17 protein-coding genes are annotated in these 15,568 nt (G+C 49.3%); 7 read left to right on the top strand and 10 right to left on the bottom strand.

Going from position 1 to position 15,568, the window contains the following annotated elements; all coding sequences use genetic code 11:
- Positions 1-8: 8 nt before the first annotated feature.
- The gene (locus BMW93_RS31860) at positions 9-1,154 is read right to left on the bottom strand and encodes an efflux RND transporter periplasmic adaptor subunit (RefSeq protein WP_090386306.1); all 1,146 of its coding nucleotides are present in this window, start codon (positions 1,152-1,154) and stop codon (positions 9-11) included.
- Positions 1,155-1,345: 191 nt separating this feature from the next.
- On the bottom strand, positions 1,346-1,765 hold the full coding sequence (locus BMW93_RS31865; RefSeq protein ID WP_090386308.1) for a hypothetical protein: 420 nt from the start codon (positions 1,763-1,765) through the stop codon (positions 1,346-1,348).
- Positions 1,766-2,125: 360 nt separating this feature from the next.
- Between BMW93_RS31865 and BMW93_RS31870 the strand changes: the two genes are divergently transcribed.
- Together BMW93_RS31870 and BMW93_RS31875 are read left to right on the top strand one after the other, a co-directional pair.
- The gene (locus tag BMW93_RS31870) at positions 2,126-3,181 is read left to right on the top strand and encodes a GNAT family N-acetyltransferase (RefSeq protein WP_229241053.1); all 1,056 of its coding nucleotides are present in this window, start codon (positions 2,126-2,128) and stop codon (positions 3,179-3,181) included.
- Positions 3,178-3,795, top strand: coding sequence for a YdeI family protein (locus tag BMW93_RS31875; protein WP_090386312.1), 618 nt, complete (start codon positions 3,178-3,180; stop codon positions 3,793-3,795). Before BMW93_RS31870 ends, BMW93_RS31875 begins: the two co-directional genes overlap by 4 nt.
- A gap of 53 nt (positions 3,796-3,848) precedes the next feature.
- On the opposite strand, the gene BMW93_RS31880 is transcribed toward BMW93_RS31875, so the two are convergent.
- The 7 genes from BMW93_RS31880 to BMW93_RS31910 form a co-directional block, all read right to left on the bottom strand.
- A complete protein-coding gene (locus BMW93_RS31880; RefSeq protein WP_229241055.1) occupies positions 3,849-4,430 on the bottom strand; it encodes an HmuY family protein in 582 nt (193 codons plus the stop codon).
- 71 nt (positions 4,431-4,501) lie between these two features.
- Entirely contained in the window at positions 4,502-5,896 is a 1,395-nt protein-coding gene (locus BMW93_RS31885) for an HmuY family protein (RefSeq protein ID WP_090386314.1), read from the bottom strand.
- Positions 5,897-5,932: 36 nt separating this feature from the next.
- Positions 5,933-8,002, bottom strand: a complete 2,070-nt coding sequence (locus BMW93_RS31890; protein WP_229241056.1) for a TonB-dependent siderophore receptor — start codon at positions 8,000-8,002, stop codon at positions 5,933-5,935.
- Between the two features lie 119 nt (positions 8,003-8,121).
- On the bottom strand, positions 8,122-8,652 hold the full coding sequence (locus BMW93_RS31895; protein WP_090386316.1) for a YceI family protein: 531 nt from the start codon (positions 8,650-8,652) through the stop codon (positions 8,122-8,124).
- A gap of 23 nt (positions 8,653-8,675) precedes the next feature.
- Positions 8,676-9,014, bottom strand: coding sequence for a n-acetylglutamate synthase (locus BMW93_RS31900; protein ID WP_090386318.1), 339 nt, complete (start codon positions 9,012-9,014; stop codon positions 8,676-8,678).
- 53 nt (positions 9,015-9,067) lie between these two features.
- On the bottom strand, positions 9,068-9,454 hold the full coding sequence (locus BMW93_RS31905; RefSeq protein WP_090386320.1) for a glyoxalase/bleomycin resistance/extradiol dioxygenase family protein: 387 nt from the start codon (positions 9,452-9,454) through the stop codon (positions 9,068-9,070).
- A gap of 69 nt (positions 9,455-9,523) precedes the next feature.
- Positions 9,524-10,333, bottom strand: coding sequence for a helix-turn-helix domain-containing protein (locus BMW93_RS31910; RefSeq protein WP_090386321.1), 810 nt, complete (start codon positions 10,331-10,333; stop codon positions 9,524-9,526).
- A gap of 194 nt (positions 10,334-10,527) precedes the next feature.
- Here BMW93_RS31910 and BMW93_RS31915 point away from each other — a divergent pair, with 194 nt between their 5' ends.
- The 4 genes from BMW93_RS31915 (at position 10,528) to BMW93_RS31930 (ending at position 14,158) form a co-directional block, all read left to right on the top strand.
- A complete protein-coding gene (locus BMW93_RS31915; protein WP_090386323.1) occupies positions 10,528-11,382 on the top strand; it encodes a cupin-like domain-containing protein in 855 nt (284 codons plus the stop codon).
- 161 nt (positions 11,383-11,543) lie between these two features.
- Positions 11,544-13,562: an excinuclease ABC subunit UvrB gene (gene uvrB, locus BMW93_RS31920; protein WP_090386324.1), complete on the top strand. Its 2,019-nt coding sequence runs from the start codon at positions 11,544-11,546 to the stop codon at positions 13,560-13,562.
- 63 nt (positions 13,563-13,625) lie between these two features.
- The gene (locus BMW93_RS31925) at positions 13,626-13,844 is read left to right on the top strand and encodes a hypothetical protein (protein WP_090386326.1); all 219 of its coding nucleotides are present in this window, start codon (positions 13,626-13,628) and stop codon (positions 13,842-13,844) included.
- The gene (locus BMW93_RS31930; RefSeq protein WP_090386328.1) at positions 13,829-14,158 is read left to right on the top strand and encodes a type II toxin-antitoxin system PemK/MazF family toxin; all 330 of its coding nucleotides are present in this window, start codon (positions 13,829-13,831) and stop codon (positions 14,156-14,158) included. The genes BMW93_RS31925 and BMW93_RS31930 overlap by 16 nt, the downstream gene beginning before the upstream one ends.
- On the opposite strand, the gene BMW93_RS31935 is transcribed toward BMW93_RS31930, so the two are convergent.
- Positions 14,148-14,699 (bottom strand): 5' nucleotidase, NT5C type, encoded by a 552-nt coding sequence (locus BMW93_RS31935; protein WP_090386330.1) that lies wholly within the window; start codon positions 14,697-14,699, stop codon positions 14,148-14,150. The genes BMW93_RS31930 and BMW93_RS31935 overlap by 11 nt on opposite strands.
- 116 nt (positions 14,700-14,815) lie before the next feature.
- On the opposite strand from BMW93_RS31935, the gene BMW93_RS31940 reads away from it, so the two are divergent.
- A complete protein-coding gene (locus tag BMW93_RS31940; protein ID WP_177194257.1) occupies positions 14,816-15,565 on the top strand; it encodes a DeoR/GlpR family DNA-binding transcription regulator in 750 nt (249 codons plus the stop codon).
- Positions 15,566-15,568 lie beyond the last annotated feature (3 nt).

A 15,568-nucleotide genomic window follows, 5' to 3' on the forward strand; every position in this document is an offset into this window, starting at 1 on the left:
AAAGAATGCTACCGCGCGGTAAGCTCGATTTTCTCAGCCGACACCGTGTCGGTAGAGACGGTTTTCGGGTTGATCGTCGCCCCGTCGCGCAGGGATTGAAGCCCCTCACATACAATCGTTTCGCCTGATTCGAGACCTGATTTTACAACATAAAAAGTAGATAACCGGGATTGCGGCACAAAGCTGCGCGTCTTGATCTTGTTATCCTTGCCCAATACATACACAAAGTTTTTGTCCTGAATTTCGAATGCAGCCTGCTGCGGGATCAGGATCGCATTCTCGACCGTGTTCGTCAGGCGGATGGTGCCAGTCGAGCCATGTTTCAGCAATTTTTCCGGGTTCGAGAAGCGTGCGCGGAATGCAATGGAGCCCGTACCCTCATCGAATGCGCCTTCCATGGTTTCGATAATGCCTTTGTGCTTGAAAAATGAGCCATCGGCGAGTTCCAGTTCTACTACGGCTTGTCTGGTAGCAGCTTTGTCGCGGGCTTTTACATATTCCAGGTATTCGTTTTCGGATACATTGAAATATGCGTAAACCGTTTTGATGTCCGACAACGTGGTGAGCAACGTGCCTTCGTCGATCAGGCTACCCATTTTCGTCGGCAGGCGGTCGATCACACCATCGAATGGTGCCTTGATCACGGTATGCGCCAATTGAATGGCCGCATTCGACTTTTCAGATTTGGCTTCTTCAATTTTAGCATTGGCTGCGGCGAGTTTTGCCTGCGCTACTTCCAGTTCGCTTTTAGCGACAACATTCTTATCAACCAGCAGTTTTACACGCTTTACTTCCAACTCGGCGCCTTTCGCGTCGGCAATCGCGCTTTGCAGGTTAGCCTTTGCTTTGGCCAGCTGCGCTTCATATTCTTCATTGTTAATGCGGAACAAAGTCTGTCCTTTTCTGACTTCCTTACCCTCGTCCACATACACTTCTTCGAGGTAACCTTTCACGCGGGCATATATTTCGACGTTCCGCAGGGCGTGGATGTTGCCTACGTATTCGCGGTGCAGTTCGGTTTTCTGAGGCCTGAGTTCCGTTACGGGGATGGTAGGAACACTGTCTTTTGTCTCCGAGAGCGTTTCACTTTTCGAAGCACAGCCGTAGGCAAAAATGCTGACGAGCAAAAGCAGCGGCCATTTTAAGTCTTTCATCATGATGCGTTTGTATAAATTGGTTGGCGGTAATGCAAGGGGAATAGGAATAGCCCTTTGGCCGTGCGGGAGTGCCGCGCAGCAAAAGGAATAGCATGAATGTCCGGAGCGGTCCGTATATGCGCGAATGGGCATAACGAGACAGTCCGTCAGCTACGGGAATGGGGGATTAAAGAACGCTTGCGGCGAGTTCAAAAAGGGCAAAGGCGATGGAGAAAGCTGTAATAATCGGGCAGCGTAATCTCTCCATTGCTAACGAAAAGCAGTTGGACGGACTCCCTGATAACTTTGGGAATCCGGGTAATTTCGTACTGGGGCGCTGTTTGTGAAACCAGCGTCAGGAAGCGGTAGGTAGAATGCCGGTGACGTAAAAGATCGGAAAGAGATTCTTTCCATTCGGTTTCATCGGCCCTTACGATCGTTTCGTTTTGACAGATCGTATCATCGATTAACACAATATCCCCGCTACCGGGCTTCTCCTCGATTTCGAAGGGAGAGAACGCCTCGGTTCCTATATCAATCTTGCACGCGACGGCCCTCTGCTGCCCCAGGAGCAGCGAAACGGCGAATTGTGCTAGCCAGAAAAACAATACAAAAGTTCTTTTTGTCATGATGCTGATGTAGATCAGGTCATTGAAAAATTCATACTTTTATAATGAATTCAAGAATGATTGGAACTATTGGGACGGAATTGTGATACAAACGGGTAATAATTCAAATATAACGTTTCAAATGTAGATTGCAAATTTTCGGGATTGTTAATGCATGTTAACAAAAAATATTTGACTGGTAATGAATGCAAAACCGTGCTTTTTTGTAAGGGAAGTGGTGCGTGAATAGTCTGCTTCAAACTTGTGTTTTTCCGCTCAAACAGAGATCTTGGCCTTATAAAAACCCGGGCAGAAAATAATGTAACTTTTTTGGATAAAAGTGTATATTGACAAGACTATCCGGTTGCCCTCAAACACTCAATGTTGCACAGAATGGTCGTTACACCTATATATACGGAACATTTTGTACTGACCAAAATGACGGCCGGAGACGGTGACAAGTATTTCAGGCTGAGCAATAATGCCAATGTGATGAAATATGTGACGGGCTATTCGCTTACCCGCGAGGAGTCGGATAATATGCTCAAAAGTTTCCTGGAAGAGTACGGGATGGACACGTATTTGGGGCGATATCTGATCGAGGACAGGCATTCGGGAGCATTGATAGGGGCGGCCAAGCTGGATAAGGTAGGATCGGCGATCGAGATCGGGTACCGGGTCATGGAGGAGTACTGGGGAAAGGGAGTGGCTACGGAAATCGCCAGGGGGCTCATCCGGTTTTCTCAGAATGTGCTGAAAGCGAGAGATGTAATCGCATTTGTGAATGTCAATAACATTGCCTCAATCCGTGTGCTGGAAAAGGCGGGAATGACCAATACAGAGTTGATCGAAGACCTTGATGAAGTCAAGTACAGGTTTAATTATTCACAAAAAAATGCCTCCCGTATGAAAAAAGTGCTCTACATTATCCTGGGACTCATTGCGTTGGTCCTGATTGCTGCTTTCATTATGCCGAAAGATTACGCTGTCGAGCGTGAAATCGTTGTAAACAAACCCAAAGCGGAGGTTTTCGAATACCTCAAATCCCTTAAAAAACAGAACGACTGGAGTGTATGGGGGCGTCGCGATCCGAAGATGGTTAAAACTTTCTCGGGCACCGACGGTACCGTGGGCTTCGTTTCGATGTGGGAGGGTAACGACGAGGTTGGTAAAGGCGAGCAGGAAATTACCAAAATTGAAGAAGGCCAGCGCATCGACACCCAGCTGCGTTTCCTGAAACCGTTTGAGAGTACCAGCGACGCTTACATGGTGACGGAAGGCATCGATTCGTCATCCACCCGCGTCCGTTGGGGCTTTACCGGTAAAATGCCTATTCCGATGAATATCATGCTTCCTTTTATGAATATGGAGGAAGCAATAGGAAAGGATTTTCAGGAAGGATTGACGAATCTGAAAGGAATACTTGAAAAACAATGAGTAATACCGACCCGCGCATTGATACTTACATTGTCAAATCCGCCAGCTTTGCCATACCCATACTCGAATACCTGCGCGCGCTCGTACACGAGACGTGCCCGGAAGCGAAGGAGACCATGAAATGGAGCTTCCCGCATTTCGAATACAAGGGTAGCATCCTTTGCAGCATGGCGTCATTCAAGCAGCATTGCGCATTCGGTTTCTGGCTGGAATCACGCCTCAACGACCCGAATAGCCTGCTTGCCGTGAATGGCGAACGGGTAGGCATGGGAAGCCTGGGGAAAATTGCCGGTATGGAAGACCTTCCGGCGGAAGCACACCTGAAAGGGTTTATCCTTGAAGCTATGCGGCTGATCGACAGCGGCGTGAAGCTGAAAAAGGATAGCAGGCCGCAGGAAACGAAAGAACTTGTCGTTCCGGCCTATGTTACCGAAGCGCTGGCCGACAATCCAGCTGCTAAAAGGGTTTTCGAAGGTTTCAGCTATTCCAACAAAAAAGAATATGTGGAATGGTTCGAAGACGCCAAAACCGGGGCCACACGGGAAAAACGCATTGCGCAGGCGCTGGAATGGCTGGCAGAAGGAAAGGTACGAAACTGGAAATACGTCAGATAACAAAAAAATCCCGGAGCGATCCGGGATTTTTGCATTGAAGGGGTTGGATGTGACTAAAACTTCCCGTCCTCACCCGCAATCGTGTATCTGAAAGTGTAGTAGCTGGACTCTTCCGTAGGCACATCTTCCGGCGCGCCTTTATAATAGCTGATGATCTCCACCTTGGCCAGTTTGCCGCCGGCGGTTTTGACCAAAAGCGTTCTGCCCGGGATCGGCAGGATCGCGTGGACGCTCATATCGTATTTATACCAGCTGTTGCCACTCCCGCCCGGAATGGCGAAACCTGCGTCGCCGTCGGTTTTGTAGCCATCTTTGGGGGCTTCGCTTACCTGGTCGAAAGGTTTTTCCAAAACGATCGCGCCGCCTTCGCCCGGGCCGCTGGTACCGCTGTTGGTAGCAATGGTGGTTTTGCTGAATGCAATGTCCCAGTTTTTCGTCTTCGCCTCGGCGGCAGCTATTTCCTTACCGGTTGCAAGACTGAAATAGATGTAGGACTTGGTATTCGCATTCAGATCTTTAATGACTGTGATCTCAGGTTTCGCAACGGCAACGGGCTGAGTTGCGTAAAAAGAAGCAGTCATCTCCGGCATTGCGGCCAGCATGGAAGCTGAAAGAAAAATGGTTTTGAATATCATAATCTATCGAATTTTAATTCAAACGGCTACCAGTCGGAAGCTGATAGCCGTTCGAACGAAGTTTTTGAGCATTAGGCTCCTTTTTTAACAAGCTTGTATTCCAATTTAGGCTTGCCGCGCTCGCCGCCGTCGTTCGCGTGGAAGCTCACGAAACGAAGTTTGTAAATGTTGCCGGCCGGATCTTTGATGAGGTAGAAACGATCGGTTTTCACGCCCACGGTTCCGCCGGAAGTAACACGCCATTTCGAGCCGATCGCATCCGCAGCCTTGCTGAATGTAATGCCGGTAAGGTTGCTTTCGGCAAATGCATCGTAAGTAGCGGCGGTGGTGAGTACTTCGGCCGCTTCCACACCTGCGAGGCTGTTGGTAAATACCAGGTCGGAGAAGCCGTAAGGGATCAGGCCTGCGCCGAAATTGGTGAAATACATGCTGTAACCCCATTTCAGATCCCAGCGGTCTTTCGCGGGCTCTACTTCGACGGTCGCACCTTTTTCAAGCGAAACAAATTCGAAGTTATAAGCCGCGTCTTTGGTGATATCCAGGGTTTTGAAAGTGGTTTCATTTACTTTGGCATACTGCAATGTATAACCTGTGCCTTTGCGCAGAATACGTATTTTGTACAAATCAGCCACCGGAAGGACGTCCATCGATCCGCCTTTGCGGTTGAGAATATAAACCTTGTTGTCGGCGTCGGTAGCTGATACGGCCGCGATCACAGTTTTGGTAAGGTCGCCGGTAGCGTCGTCAACAAGTGCCAGTTTGCCTGCTCCCTGGCCGATAGCCAATGAATCGGTTTTGAAATCCTTATCGGAAACGGCGTTGATATCCGATTTGTTAATGACCAATGCGGAAGCGCCATTAGTACCATTGATCGTCACGCGGAAATCGGCGCCATTGTAAAATCCAAGATCCCAGCTGCTGCGGAGAACGGGCGTTTGTGCGTTAGCACTCAGGTCGAGGAATACCGAATTGGCGGCGCTGCTACCAGGCTCGCTGCCCGCGATACCATTCAACTGAATGCTGGTCCCGTCGGAAATGATGGCTTTAAAGCTCAGTTTCAATGCAGAATTGGTGCCAACCAGCACCGGAGTACCTACCGAAGCGATTTTGAACGCAATGCTCTCGTCGCCATCCAGCAATACACCCGATTTTTTGCTCACTTTGAAAGAAACCGATGATTGTCCGGCAGGTACGGATAATGTAATCGTGTTGTTTGCTGCCGCAGGTGTAGTGGTAAACTCGGTGTCGTAAGTCAGCTGTGTCGGGGTTAATGTCACAGAAACGGGTGTAGCGGCATCCACTGCCCTCGTAAGCGCGATTTTGATCTCTGTTTCTTCACCTTCAAAACCCTTTTCGGTAGCCTCGAAAGCTGCCAGGTTATCCGGTAGTGGTGGTTCGTCGTCGCTGCACGCATTGAATGTTCCCAGGAATGCAACTAGTAATAGCGACCGGACTATTTTCTTCATAATGTATTGGAGTTATAATGAAAGGGTATTTGATTGTTAATGCTTTGTCCATTGGAAATTGAGGCCCAGGAAATACGACCGGCCAAACGATTGCGGTACCGCTCCGCCCGTGCTGTGCGCGCCGCCCGTGTCGGTAGAGGTATTGCGCAGGTTGGTGACATCGAAAAGGTTTTTCGCGCCTCCGAGCAGGTTGACATATTTGCCCAGCGTCTTGCTGAACGTCAGATCGGCCATGTGAAAGCCCTGGGTTTCGGCCAGGTGGATGTTAGCAAGGTCCGAGATTTCGTAAACAGGACGCTTGCCGGAGAATTTGTAAAACAGGTTAATGGTTGCGCCGACTTTTTTGAAAGTGTAAAGGAGGTTTGCATTGACTTCGGTCGACCAAACGAACTTGGGTAGCTGGCCGAAATCTTCCGGTGATTCCGAAAATTCATTGTAACGGCCGATGTAAGTGGCGCCCAATGTCGCTTGCAGGTTTTTCCAGAATATCTTGTTGTCCAGCGAAATTCCCGTGGTTTTGAATAAATGGATATTCAGATAGGTAGTCTGCGTCCGGTCATTCGGGTCGAAACCGGTGTCGATCAGGTCGTGGAAGACGTTATAAAACCCACCGAGCGTGGAGCTGACGCGTAGCCCTTCACGGCTGACAGCCTGCCAAACGAGGAACGAGTTGAAGCTGTTGGAGTATTCTGCTTTCAGGTTGACGTTCCCGTTAATGGAATGCGAAGCGTCGTGAAAATCAAAATACAACTCGCGCAGCGCAGGCGAGCGGAAGCCGCGTGCGTACCCGAAGCGGAAATCAAGCGATTTGCTCAACGTCAGTTTCCCATTCAGCGACGGGATCACGGGCGGGGCGTCGTAAACCGAGTTTTTCAGGAAGCGCAAGCCGGGCGTGAGTTTGAAAAACTGCCCAAACCGGATTTCGGGAGCTATAAATAACGCGTATTCATTAATAGCAGGAGTGCCTTTGATCCGCGCACCCGACGCATCATTGTTCGAAAAATCGACGCCGCCCAATATCGAAAGATAGTCGCCGACTTTGTAAAAGGCTGTTCCGCGGAAAAATGTAGTCGTGAAAATGGATTTGTCCTGCGAGCCGGGTTCGAGGGACAATGTACGTCGACCGGTTGAATCGATCTTTGTGCTCAACGTCCTGCGCGAGTAGTCAGTATAGGAGCCGACCGCCGTAAGGGCTAATCTCTCATTGACTTTCCATTCCGACTGTACCTGGTGAAACCAACGTTTGCTAATATATTCCTGATCACCAGCTTCGTTTAATAGGTTCAAGTTGCCCAGGCTTGTGATCGTTTCATCGGTACCGTTGAATCGATACCAGACGTTCCATTGCTTGCCTGTAAACCGGGTGCCTGCCGTGTAAAGCATCTGGTCTTTCGGCTTCCAGGCTTTGGCGCGTCCTGTGGAGGCACCTTGCCAGCCTCCGAAGTTATTTCGGGTTACATTGCCGGATAGCTGCAAATGTGCATTCTGCCAGGTTAGGCCGAGTCCCTGGTTATGAGTTCCTTTTTTGGTCAATGCATTGTATTCATCGCCCGCTGTCTCTTCCTGTAACCGCGCATTCACGGTGATGACGGAGCCGTTTTGCGCCTTTTTGGAGATGATATTGATCACTCCCGCCAACGCATCTGTTCCGTATATGACCGACATGGGGCCTTCGACGATTTCGATTTTTTCAATGGTGTTAATATCCACTTGTCCCAGACTTTCGCGGCTATCGCCCCGGTCGGTGAGTGGAATGCCGTCGAGGAGGATTTTGATACCACGGCCTGTGATGCCCATCAGCTGAATATCGCTGGTGCCGAGGGTTAGATCATTGGAAAACCGAATTCCCAGCTCGGTATTGAGGATAGTCTGCAAGTTGGTAGCACCACGGAGGCGAATGCGTTCGCTATCGATCGTGCGAACCTGGTATACCGAGTTCCGGAGCGATTGGGGCTCGGACTGGCCGGTAACTACCACTTCGTTGAGAGAATGCGTGTTCGCCAGTTTGGTGGTGTCGGAGGTGTGGGCATCAGAATCCTTGCCGCCCTGTGCCCTCAGGCCACTGATTACCAGCAAAAACAATGTGATGGTAAAATAATATCTCACGAAGAATTTAATTTAGACTAATTATAATCGCAAAGGAAAATATTATTTAGACTAATTACAATTACAATGAAATATTTTTTGTGAACAAAGAGATTGACTTTTCAGAATACGAAAGATTGCTACTTGATCGTCGCTTGCAGATTGACGGTCACGACGTCTTTCAGTTTCCAGTCCTTTTCGCCGATTTTGTAGTCGAGGCGGTTGACATCGAAGGAACTGGTGAGGGAATAGCTGCCGTCGGCATTCTTTTTGGCTTCGAAGGGGAGGGTTACCGTTTTGGAAACATCGCGCATCGTTAATGTGCCGGTAGCCTGGTACTTGTCGCCTTTCTTCTCGACTTTGGAAGATTTGAAATGAATATCGGGATATTTCTCGACCCAAAAATACTTGTCGCTCTTCAAGTCCTTATCCCGCGAATTGTTGTTGGTTTTGAAAGTATTAGCCGCGATCCGGACGTCAAACGAAGCATTTTCAGGGCTTTTCTCATTAAAAACAGCTTCGCCCCGCGGCGCGTCGAATGTGCCGTTGCAGGTACCCAGGATAAATTTGATACTGAATTTCGTGGAGCCGGAAACGATTTTGGAAGTCTGAGCGGACACCTGACCGGTGAATGCGGCAAGCAGGACCCACAAGGTAATTAGGAATCGCATTTCAATTTTAGTTTGGATGAATATCAAAGTTCTTCCAGCAATGATTCGCCTTCCGAACAATCGCCGGAAGTCCATTGCCATTTTTCATGCATACGTATTTTGCCGTTCGGAAGTTGCTCGGGCGTCGATTTGCAAATGCCTGTCGTGATCTCGCCCTTGTCGTTCACCTGGTGGTAACGCATATCCAGGTTCCCGCGCTCGTCCACGAGCGCGATCAGGTGCCCGCTGCGGATTCGCCCGCCCGCGTACGAGGACGTAACGATATTGCCCGTTTGCCGGTACACGAATTGCATGGTCAGATCCACCTCGCCGTTTTCGGAATTGGACAATGGGACGAATACTTTGTTGTTATAATCGATCATAGGAAAAATGCCGTCTTAATATGCTAAATATAGGTATTAAGACGGCATTTCGGTCAAATCACGGAGGTTATCCACCATGTGTTGCCGCATGGATCGGACACACCGCAGCTCCGGCCGTAATCCTGGTCCGCGGGTGGCATTATGCTTGTGCCACCGGCTTGCAGCGCTTTTTCGTAGCTAACGTCGGCACTTTCCACATACACGAACAGGTTAGCAGGCTGTGCCGGCCATTCGGGGCGTGCGTCGCAGAACATAATCACGCTGCCGCTGATCGAAACTTCGGAGTGTTTGATCATTTCGGGTGCATCTTCCTGGTAATGCGTGGTGGAGATCGTACCGTCGAACACTTTGGTAGTAAATTCCTTGAAGCGCGCCGCGCCGTCCAGCATCAGGTAAGGGATCACAGCCTGGTGGCCGTTCGGGATTTTTACATTGCTCATGTCTTTTTTTGCTTTTGGTTTAAACAAAAGTAGGCGGGCTGTCAGCCCGGAAATTGGAAAAATACGACATCATACATCCCGGTAACCCATCCCTTCCGCATTGCCGGAGAAATAGGTTTTGGGATGATCGCCCGAAAATGCCTTGAAATCGTGAATGAAATGCGACTGGTCGTAGTACCCGCATTCGTAGGCGATCTCTGTCAGTGATTTTTCTTTGTTACCATATTCATTGAGGGCCGAATGGAACCGGATGATCCGGCTGAACAGCTTGGGCGAAAAACCGGAGAATGCCAGAAATTTCCGTTCGAATTGCCGGGTGGAGAGAAAACTCTGTGCCGCGAGGTCCGGTATTTTGGCTAAGCCATTGGAACGGATCACGCTGCTGATTACCGAAAAGACTGCCGGCTCGTGCACTTCGTGGCTGCGAATGCATTTCCTCAAAAATTCCGAAACAATTTCAATGCGCCTGGTGTGATCGGCGGCAAGCATGACGCGCTCTTCGAGCTCCGTCCCCGCCTGGCCGAGGAACGTAGTGAGGTCGGGCATCTGGTTGCTCAGTTCCGTGGCGGGAATGCCGAAAAGCGCCGGAACAGCGAAAGGGTAGAGGTATACCCCGAAAATCCCGAAATCTTCGTCGATGCGGAACCGCCGGAATGATTGCGACTGCCCGTGAATGCCCGCGTGAAAGGAAAGTTCCGACTGGTCGGTTTTCAGAATTTCATCGAACCGGCCTTTGAAATGAAATACCATTTCCGCGCAACCGTCGGCCATTGTCCGGTGAAAATAAGGTTCACTGTCAGCGAGGTTATGTTCCAGCACCCAGAAGAAGCGGACATACCGCGCAAGGTCAGCCGAGGGAAGTATCGTGAAATATTTCATGCGTAACCTATTTAGTCTATCTGGTTTAAGGATATACTTTTATTATATTTTGCGAAATTTATATTTTTGAAATCTGTTTAATACATTTGACCGGATATTATGTTGGGTTTTAGGCCCGGACGCTTATCCTCCCGTTATGGTTGAAAATGTAACGGTATTCCATAAATAGTCGATTACCTACTCAGTTTCTTGCTATGAAATTAGTGCCAATAGAAAAGCGCACCGGACTTACGCGCGAAGAATTCATCGAAAATTACTTGAAACCAAGCCGCCCGGTAGTATTTACCGACCTGGCGAAAGATTGGCCTGCGGTTCAGAAATGGACTTTTGACTGGCTCCGGGAAAACCATGGTAACCTGGATGTTCCATTGGTCGATAACCACATTCACGACGCCGACAAGTATTTCCAGATTGCCAAAACGATGAAATTCGGCGATTACCTGAGCCTTATCGAAAAAGGCCCGACCGATCTCCGTATTTTCCTTTTCGACATTTTCAAGAAAATCCCTGAGCTGGCTGACGACATTCGTTTTCCGACGATCATGGATGGCTTTCTGAAATCCTACAAGTTTGTATTTTTTGGTGGGGAAGGTTCTATCACGAACCTGCATTACGATATGGACTGCTCAAACGTTTTCCTGACGCAATTCCAGACCCGCAAGCAGGTTATTTTGTTTTCGCCGGAAGAAAGCCGTCGTCTTTATCATCACCCGTTTACGGTAATGAGTAAGGTGAACCCGCTTGACCCGGATTACGAGAAATTCCCGGCATTGAAAGGTGCGACAGGGTACGAAACGATTCTGCAACACGGGGAGACGATCTTTATTCCTTCGCTCTGGTGGCATTATATTCGCTATGTGGATGGCGGTTTCAGCCTCGCATTGCGCGCGAACAATTCTATTTTTACGGCAGTGCGCGGTGGTATGAATCTCGTGCGTCACACATTTGTCGATAAAAGCATGACCAAATTGCTCGGTCTCGACTGGCAGCATTGGAAAGAAAAGAAAGCCGTCGAGAAGGCCGAAGAGTTGCTGCAAAAACAGGCATAAGGAAATCGGGCGGTCAAAGACTAGCCGTCCGCGACTAGCCGTCCGCGACTAGCCGTCCGCGACTAGCCGTCTGCAACTAGCCGTCGGCAATCAGGAACGCATTTCAAAGAAACTAATCTATCTTTGAAATGCGTTCCTTTTGTATTGCTTCACGACTCGCTATGAACTTCGAACTCACGTCAGAATACCAGCCAACGGGCGATCAGCCGGAGGCGATCAAACAGTTACTACAAGGTCTTGAAAACGGGGAACCTGCCCAGACGCTGCTCGGGGTGACGGGTTCCGGAAAGACATTTACGGTGGCCAATGTAGTGTCAAAAATCAACAAGCCGACCCTCGTATTAAGCCACAACAAGACGCTTGCCGCCCAGCTTTACGGCGAGTTCAAGCAGTTTTTCCCCACCAACGCCGTCGAGTATTTTATCAGCTACTACGACTACTACCAGCCGGAAGCATTCATTTCCAGCACCAATACCTACATCGAAAAGGACCTGATGATCAATCAGGAGATCGAGAAGCTGCGTTTGCACACGGTATCCTCGCTCATGAGCGGGCGCCGGGATGTGATCGTGGTGGCGTCGGTTTCTTGTATTTACGGTGCGGGAAACCCTTTGGAATATAAAAAGAGCATTGTTAGCGCCAAGCTGGGCGATATTGTGAGCCGCAACCAGTTTCTGTTCAGGCTGGTGGAAATCCTTTACAGCCGGACGGAAGTGGAGTTTAACCGCGGTACTTTCCGTGTGAAAGGCGATACCGTCGATGTATTTCCAGGCTATGCGGATTTCGCTTACCGGTTTATCTTTTTCGGGGATGAAATCGAGGAGATTCAGCGTATCGAGCCTGAAACGGGCAAGAAACTGTCTTCTGAAAAGGCAATAGCGATCTTCCCCGCTAACCTGTTCGTGACGGGTCGGGACGTTTTGAATCAATCCATTAAAGAAATACAGGACGATCTGCAAAACCAGATCAAGTATTTTATCGCGGAAGGCAGGCTTGCCGAAGCCGAGCGTGTAAAAGAACGGACCGAGTTTGATATGGAAATGATGCGGGAACTGGGGTACTGCTCCGGTATCGAAAATTACTCACGCTATTTCGACCGCCGGATGCCGGGCCAACGTCCGTTCTGCCTGCTCGATTATTTCCCGGAAGATTTCCTGATGGTCGTTGATGAAAGCCACGTAACGATGCCGCAGATCCGCGCTATGTGGGGCGGCGACCGCTCGCGTAAGGAGGCTTTGGTCGAATACGGTTTCCGCTTGCCATCTGCATTGGATAACCGGCCACTGACGTTCCAGGAATTCGAGGATATGACGCCTCAGACTATTTTCGTGAGCGCGACGCCGGCAGATTATGAGTTGAGAAAGTCAGAAGGTGTTGTAGTTGAGCAAATTATCCGTCCTACCGGCTTGCTGGACCCTGAAATTGAAGTAAGACCCAGCCTGAACCAGATCGACGACCTCCTGGAAGAAATAAACGAACGCATTAAGCTCGGCGACCGCATTCTGGTAACCACACTTACGAAGCGGATGGCCGAAGAATTAAGCAAATATCTGGACCGCGTTGGCATTAAGTGCCGCTACATTCACTCGGAAGTAAAGGCACTGGACCGCGTAGAGATATTACGAGAATTGCGTTTAGGTATTTTTGATGTACTGGTGGGTGTAAACCTCCTGCGCGAGGGCCTCGACTTACCGGAGGTTTCGTTAGTAGCCATTATGGATGCCGATAAGGAAGGCTTTTTGCGCGATACCCGCTCCATGATCCAGACGATCGGCCGCGCCGCCCGTAACGACCGCGGGAAGGTGATTATGTATGCCGATACCATGACCGGCTCCATGCAACTCGCGATCGACGAAACGAACCGTCGCCGGAGCATTCAAATGGAGTACAACCTGGAAAACGGCATCACGCCGAGAACCGTTCGGAAATCGAAGGAGGCTATTATGGAACAAACTTCCGTGGCCGACTCCAAAGTCCGCAAAGTATACGTCGAGCCGGAAGAAGTCCGCATTGCCGCCGATCCTGTGGTTCAGTACATGGGTAAAACCGATCTGCAAAAACTCGTTGCCGAAACCCAGCGGAAGATGGAAGCGGCCGCGAAAGATCTCGACTTTTTGGAAGCTGCGAGGTTAAGGGATGAATTGTTGCAGTTGAAAGCGCGGGTACAGGAGCAGGGATAGCTGTGTGGAATTGTAAAGTGTTGATAATTGTTTAATTTTAGTAAATATCTTGTCGATTAGCTCATGATCAGAACATTGATTACGCCTGAAAACACAAGCATTTCGCTGGAAGTACCTGCTTCTTTTATAGGGAAGCAGGTAGAGGTGATTGCATTTACGCTCAGTGAATCTGTGGAAGAAGATCTCGAGCGGGATCACACATTAACACACTATGCCAGCCAGAACTCCCTGTCAAATGACTGGCTGACCGATGACGAAGACAAAGCATGGCAAGATTTGTAAAGGGCGAAGTCGTAGTCATTCCCTTCCCATTCTCTGATTTATCCGGTTCAAAAAGACGACCGGCCCTTGTGCTCGCAGACCTGATAGGCGATGACCTCCTGCTATGCCAGATTACGTCGCAAAGTTCCAAAGACATTCACGCAGTCCCGCTATCGATAACCGATTTTCTAAACGGGTCTTTGCCAGTCGACAGCTTTATCCGACCCATGCGCTTGTTCACTGCCGACAAGAATATCGTCATTCGGAAAGCCGGGCTTCTAAGGGCAAAGCTCGTCGATGATGTAACCCGGACGATTGTCAGGGTCATCCAATGACCTGATGAGGCTCTTCTAATTTTTCAAGCAACTCCAACACCTCTTCCCAGTTATTCACCCGCGTGTGCCGTTCAACACCCCTGTTATGCCCGGCGGTGAAGAGAATGGGCTTGCCTTTATGAAAATCCAGGTTTTTGAAGTGATCGTCGATCAGGTAATCCGTGTTGATCACACTTTTGTCGCCGCAGAAGATGATGTTCCGCCAGGTAATGGACGGGAAATGCTCTGCCAGCCAATCGTATTTTTCGGGTAGCGAATTCGGGAATTCCATGGCGGCGGAGACGATGTAGACATCATAGTTTTCCTGCAATTTGATAATGGCTTCTTGTGCGCCGGGAATTACCGGTGCAAATCGGAAAAAACCGGGTTTGTAGAGCAGGCTGCGTGCCGCCAGCGGGTCTGGAAATGCTTGATCTTCGGGGATGCCGTGCATGGCTTCCTTGGTGACTGTTATACCAAACGCGTCCGCGTAATGGTTGATCCAGTTAGCTTCAATGTCGACAATGACATTGTCCATATCCACTGCAATCGATTTTTTCATAATGTAGGAAATTAGTATTTGCAATAATTTGCAACAAATGTAATGTATTTATGCAGTATTTTGCAACATTAAATTTAAAATGTTTGCTAAATTTGCAAGAATAATCGAGCGTACCTATGTTAAAAGAAGAACGTTTCCAGATCATACTGGATCAGTTGGGTCATGAGCAGAAAGTCTATCTGGGGCACCTGAGTACGCTTTTGAACGTGTCTGAGGATACTGTCAGGAGGGATATCAAGGAGTTGGCCGATCAGGGCTTGCTCAAATCGGTGCGCGGAGGCGCGGTGCCGCATTCACCCGGTCCCCATCATTTCCGCGACCGGATCAAATATGACAATGATCAGAAGCAAATTATTGCAAAAAAGGCATTGCAGTTTCTGAAAGAGAACCAGGTCGTGATCTTTGACGGCGGGACCTCGGCGATGCTGATCGCCCAAACGCTTCCCAAAGACCTGAAATTGACAGTTATTACGAACAGCTTTCCCATCGCGTCCATTTTGGAAGAACACGAACATGTAGATGTGCTGTTCGCCGGAGGGCGGTTGCTGAAAGACTCGTTCGTGACAATTGGTAACGACGCTATCCAGTTCTTCAAGAAGTTTCGTGCAGATATCTGCCTGCTCGGTATTTGCAGTATCCATTCAGACCTCGGCGTAACCGGTCCTGATTTTGAAGAAAGCGAAGTGAAACGGACCATGATCGAATCTTCCAGGGAAGTGATCGCCTTGGCTACGACTGAAAAGCTGGGTACCGCGGAAGCGTACTATGTTTGCCCGACAGAGCGGCTATCGATGATCGTAACTGATAAGGAGCCGGAAAACGAGGAGTTTGATATTTATCGAAAGTTGGGAATCAGTTTAGCCTGATTC

Origin of the sequence: Dyadobacter sp. SG02, from assembly GCF_900109045.1 — a bacterium.
Taxonomy (GTDB): Bacteria; Bacteroidota; Bacteroidia; order Cytophagales; family Spirosomataceae; genus Dyadobacter.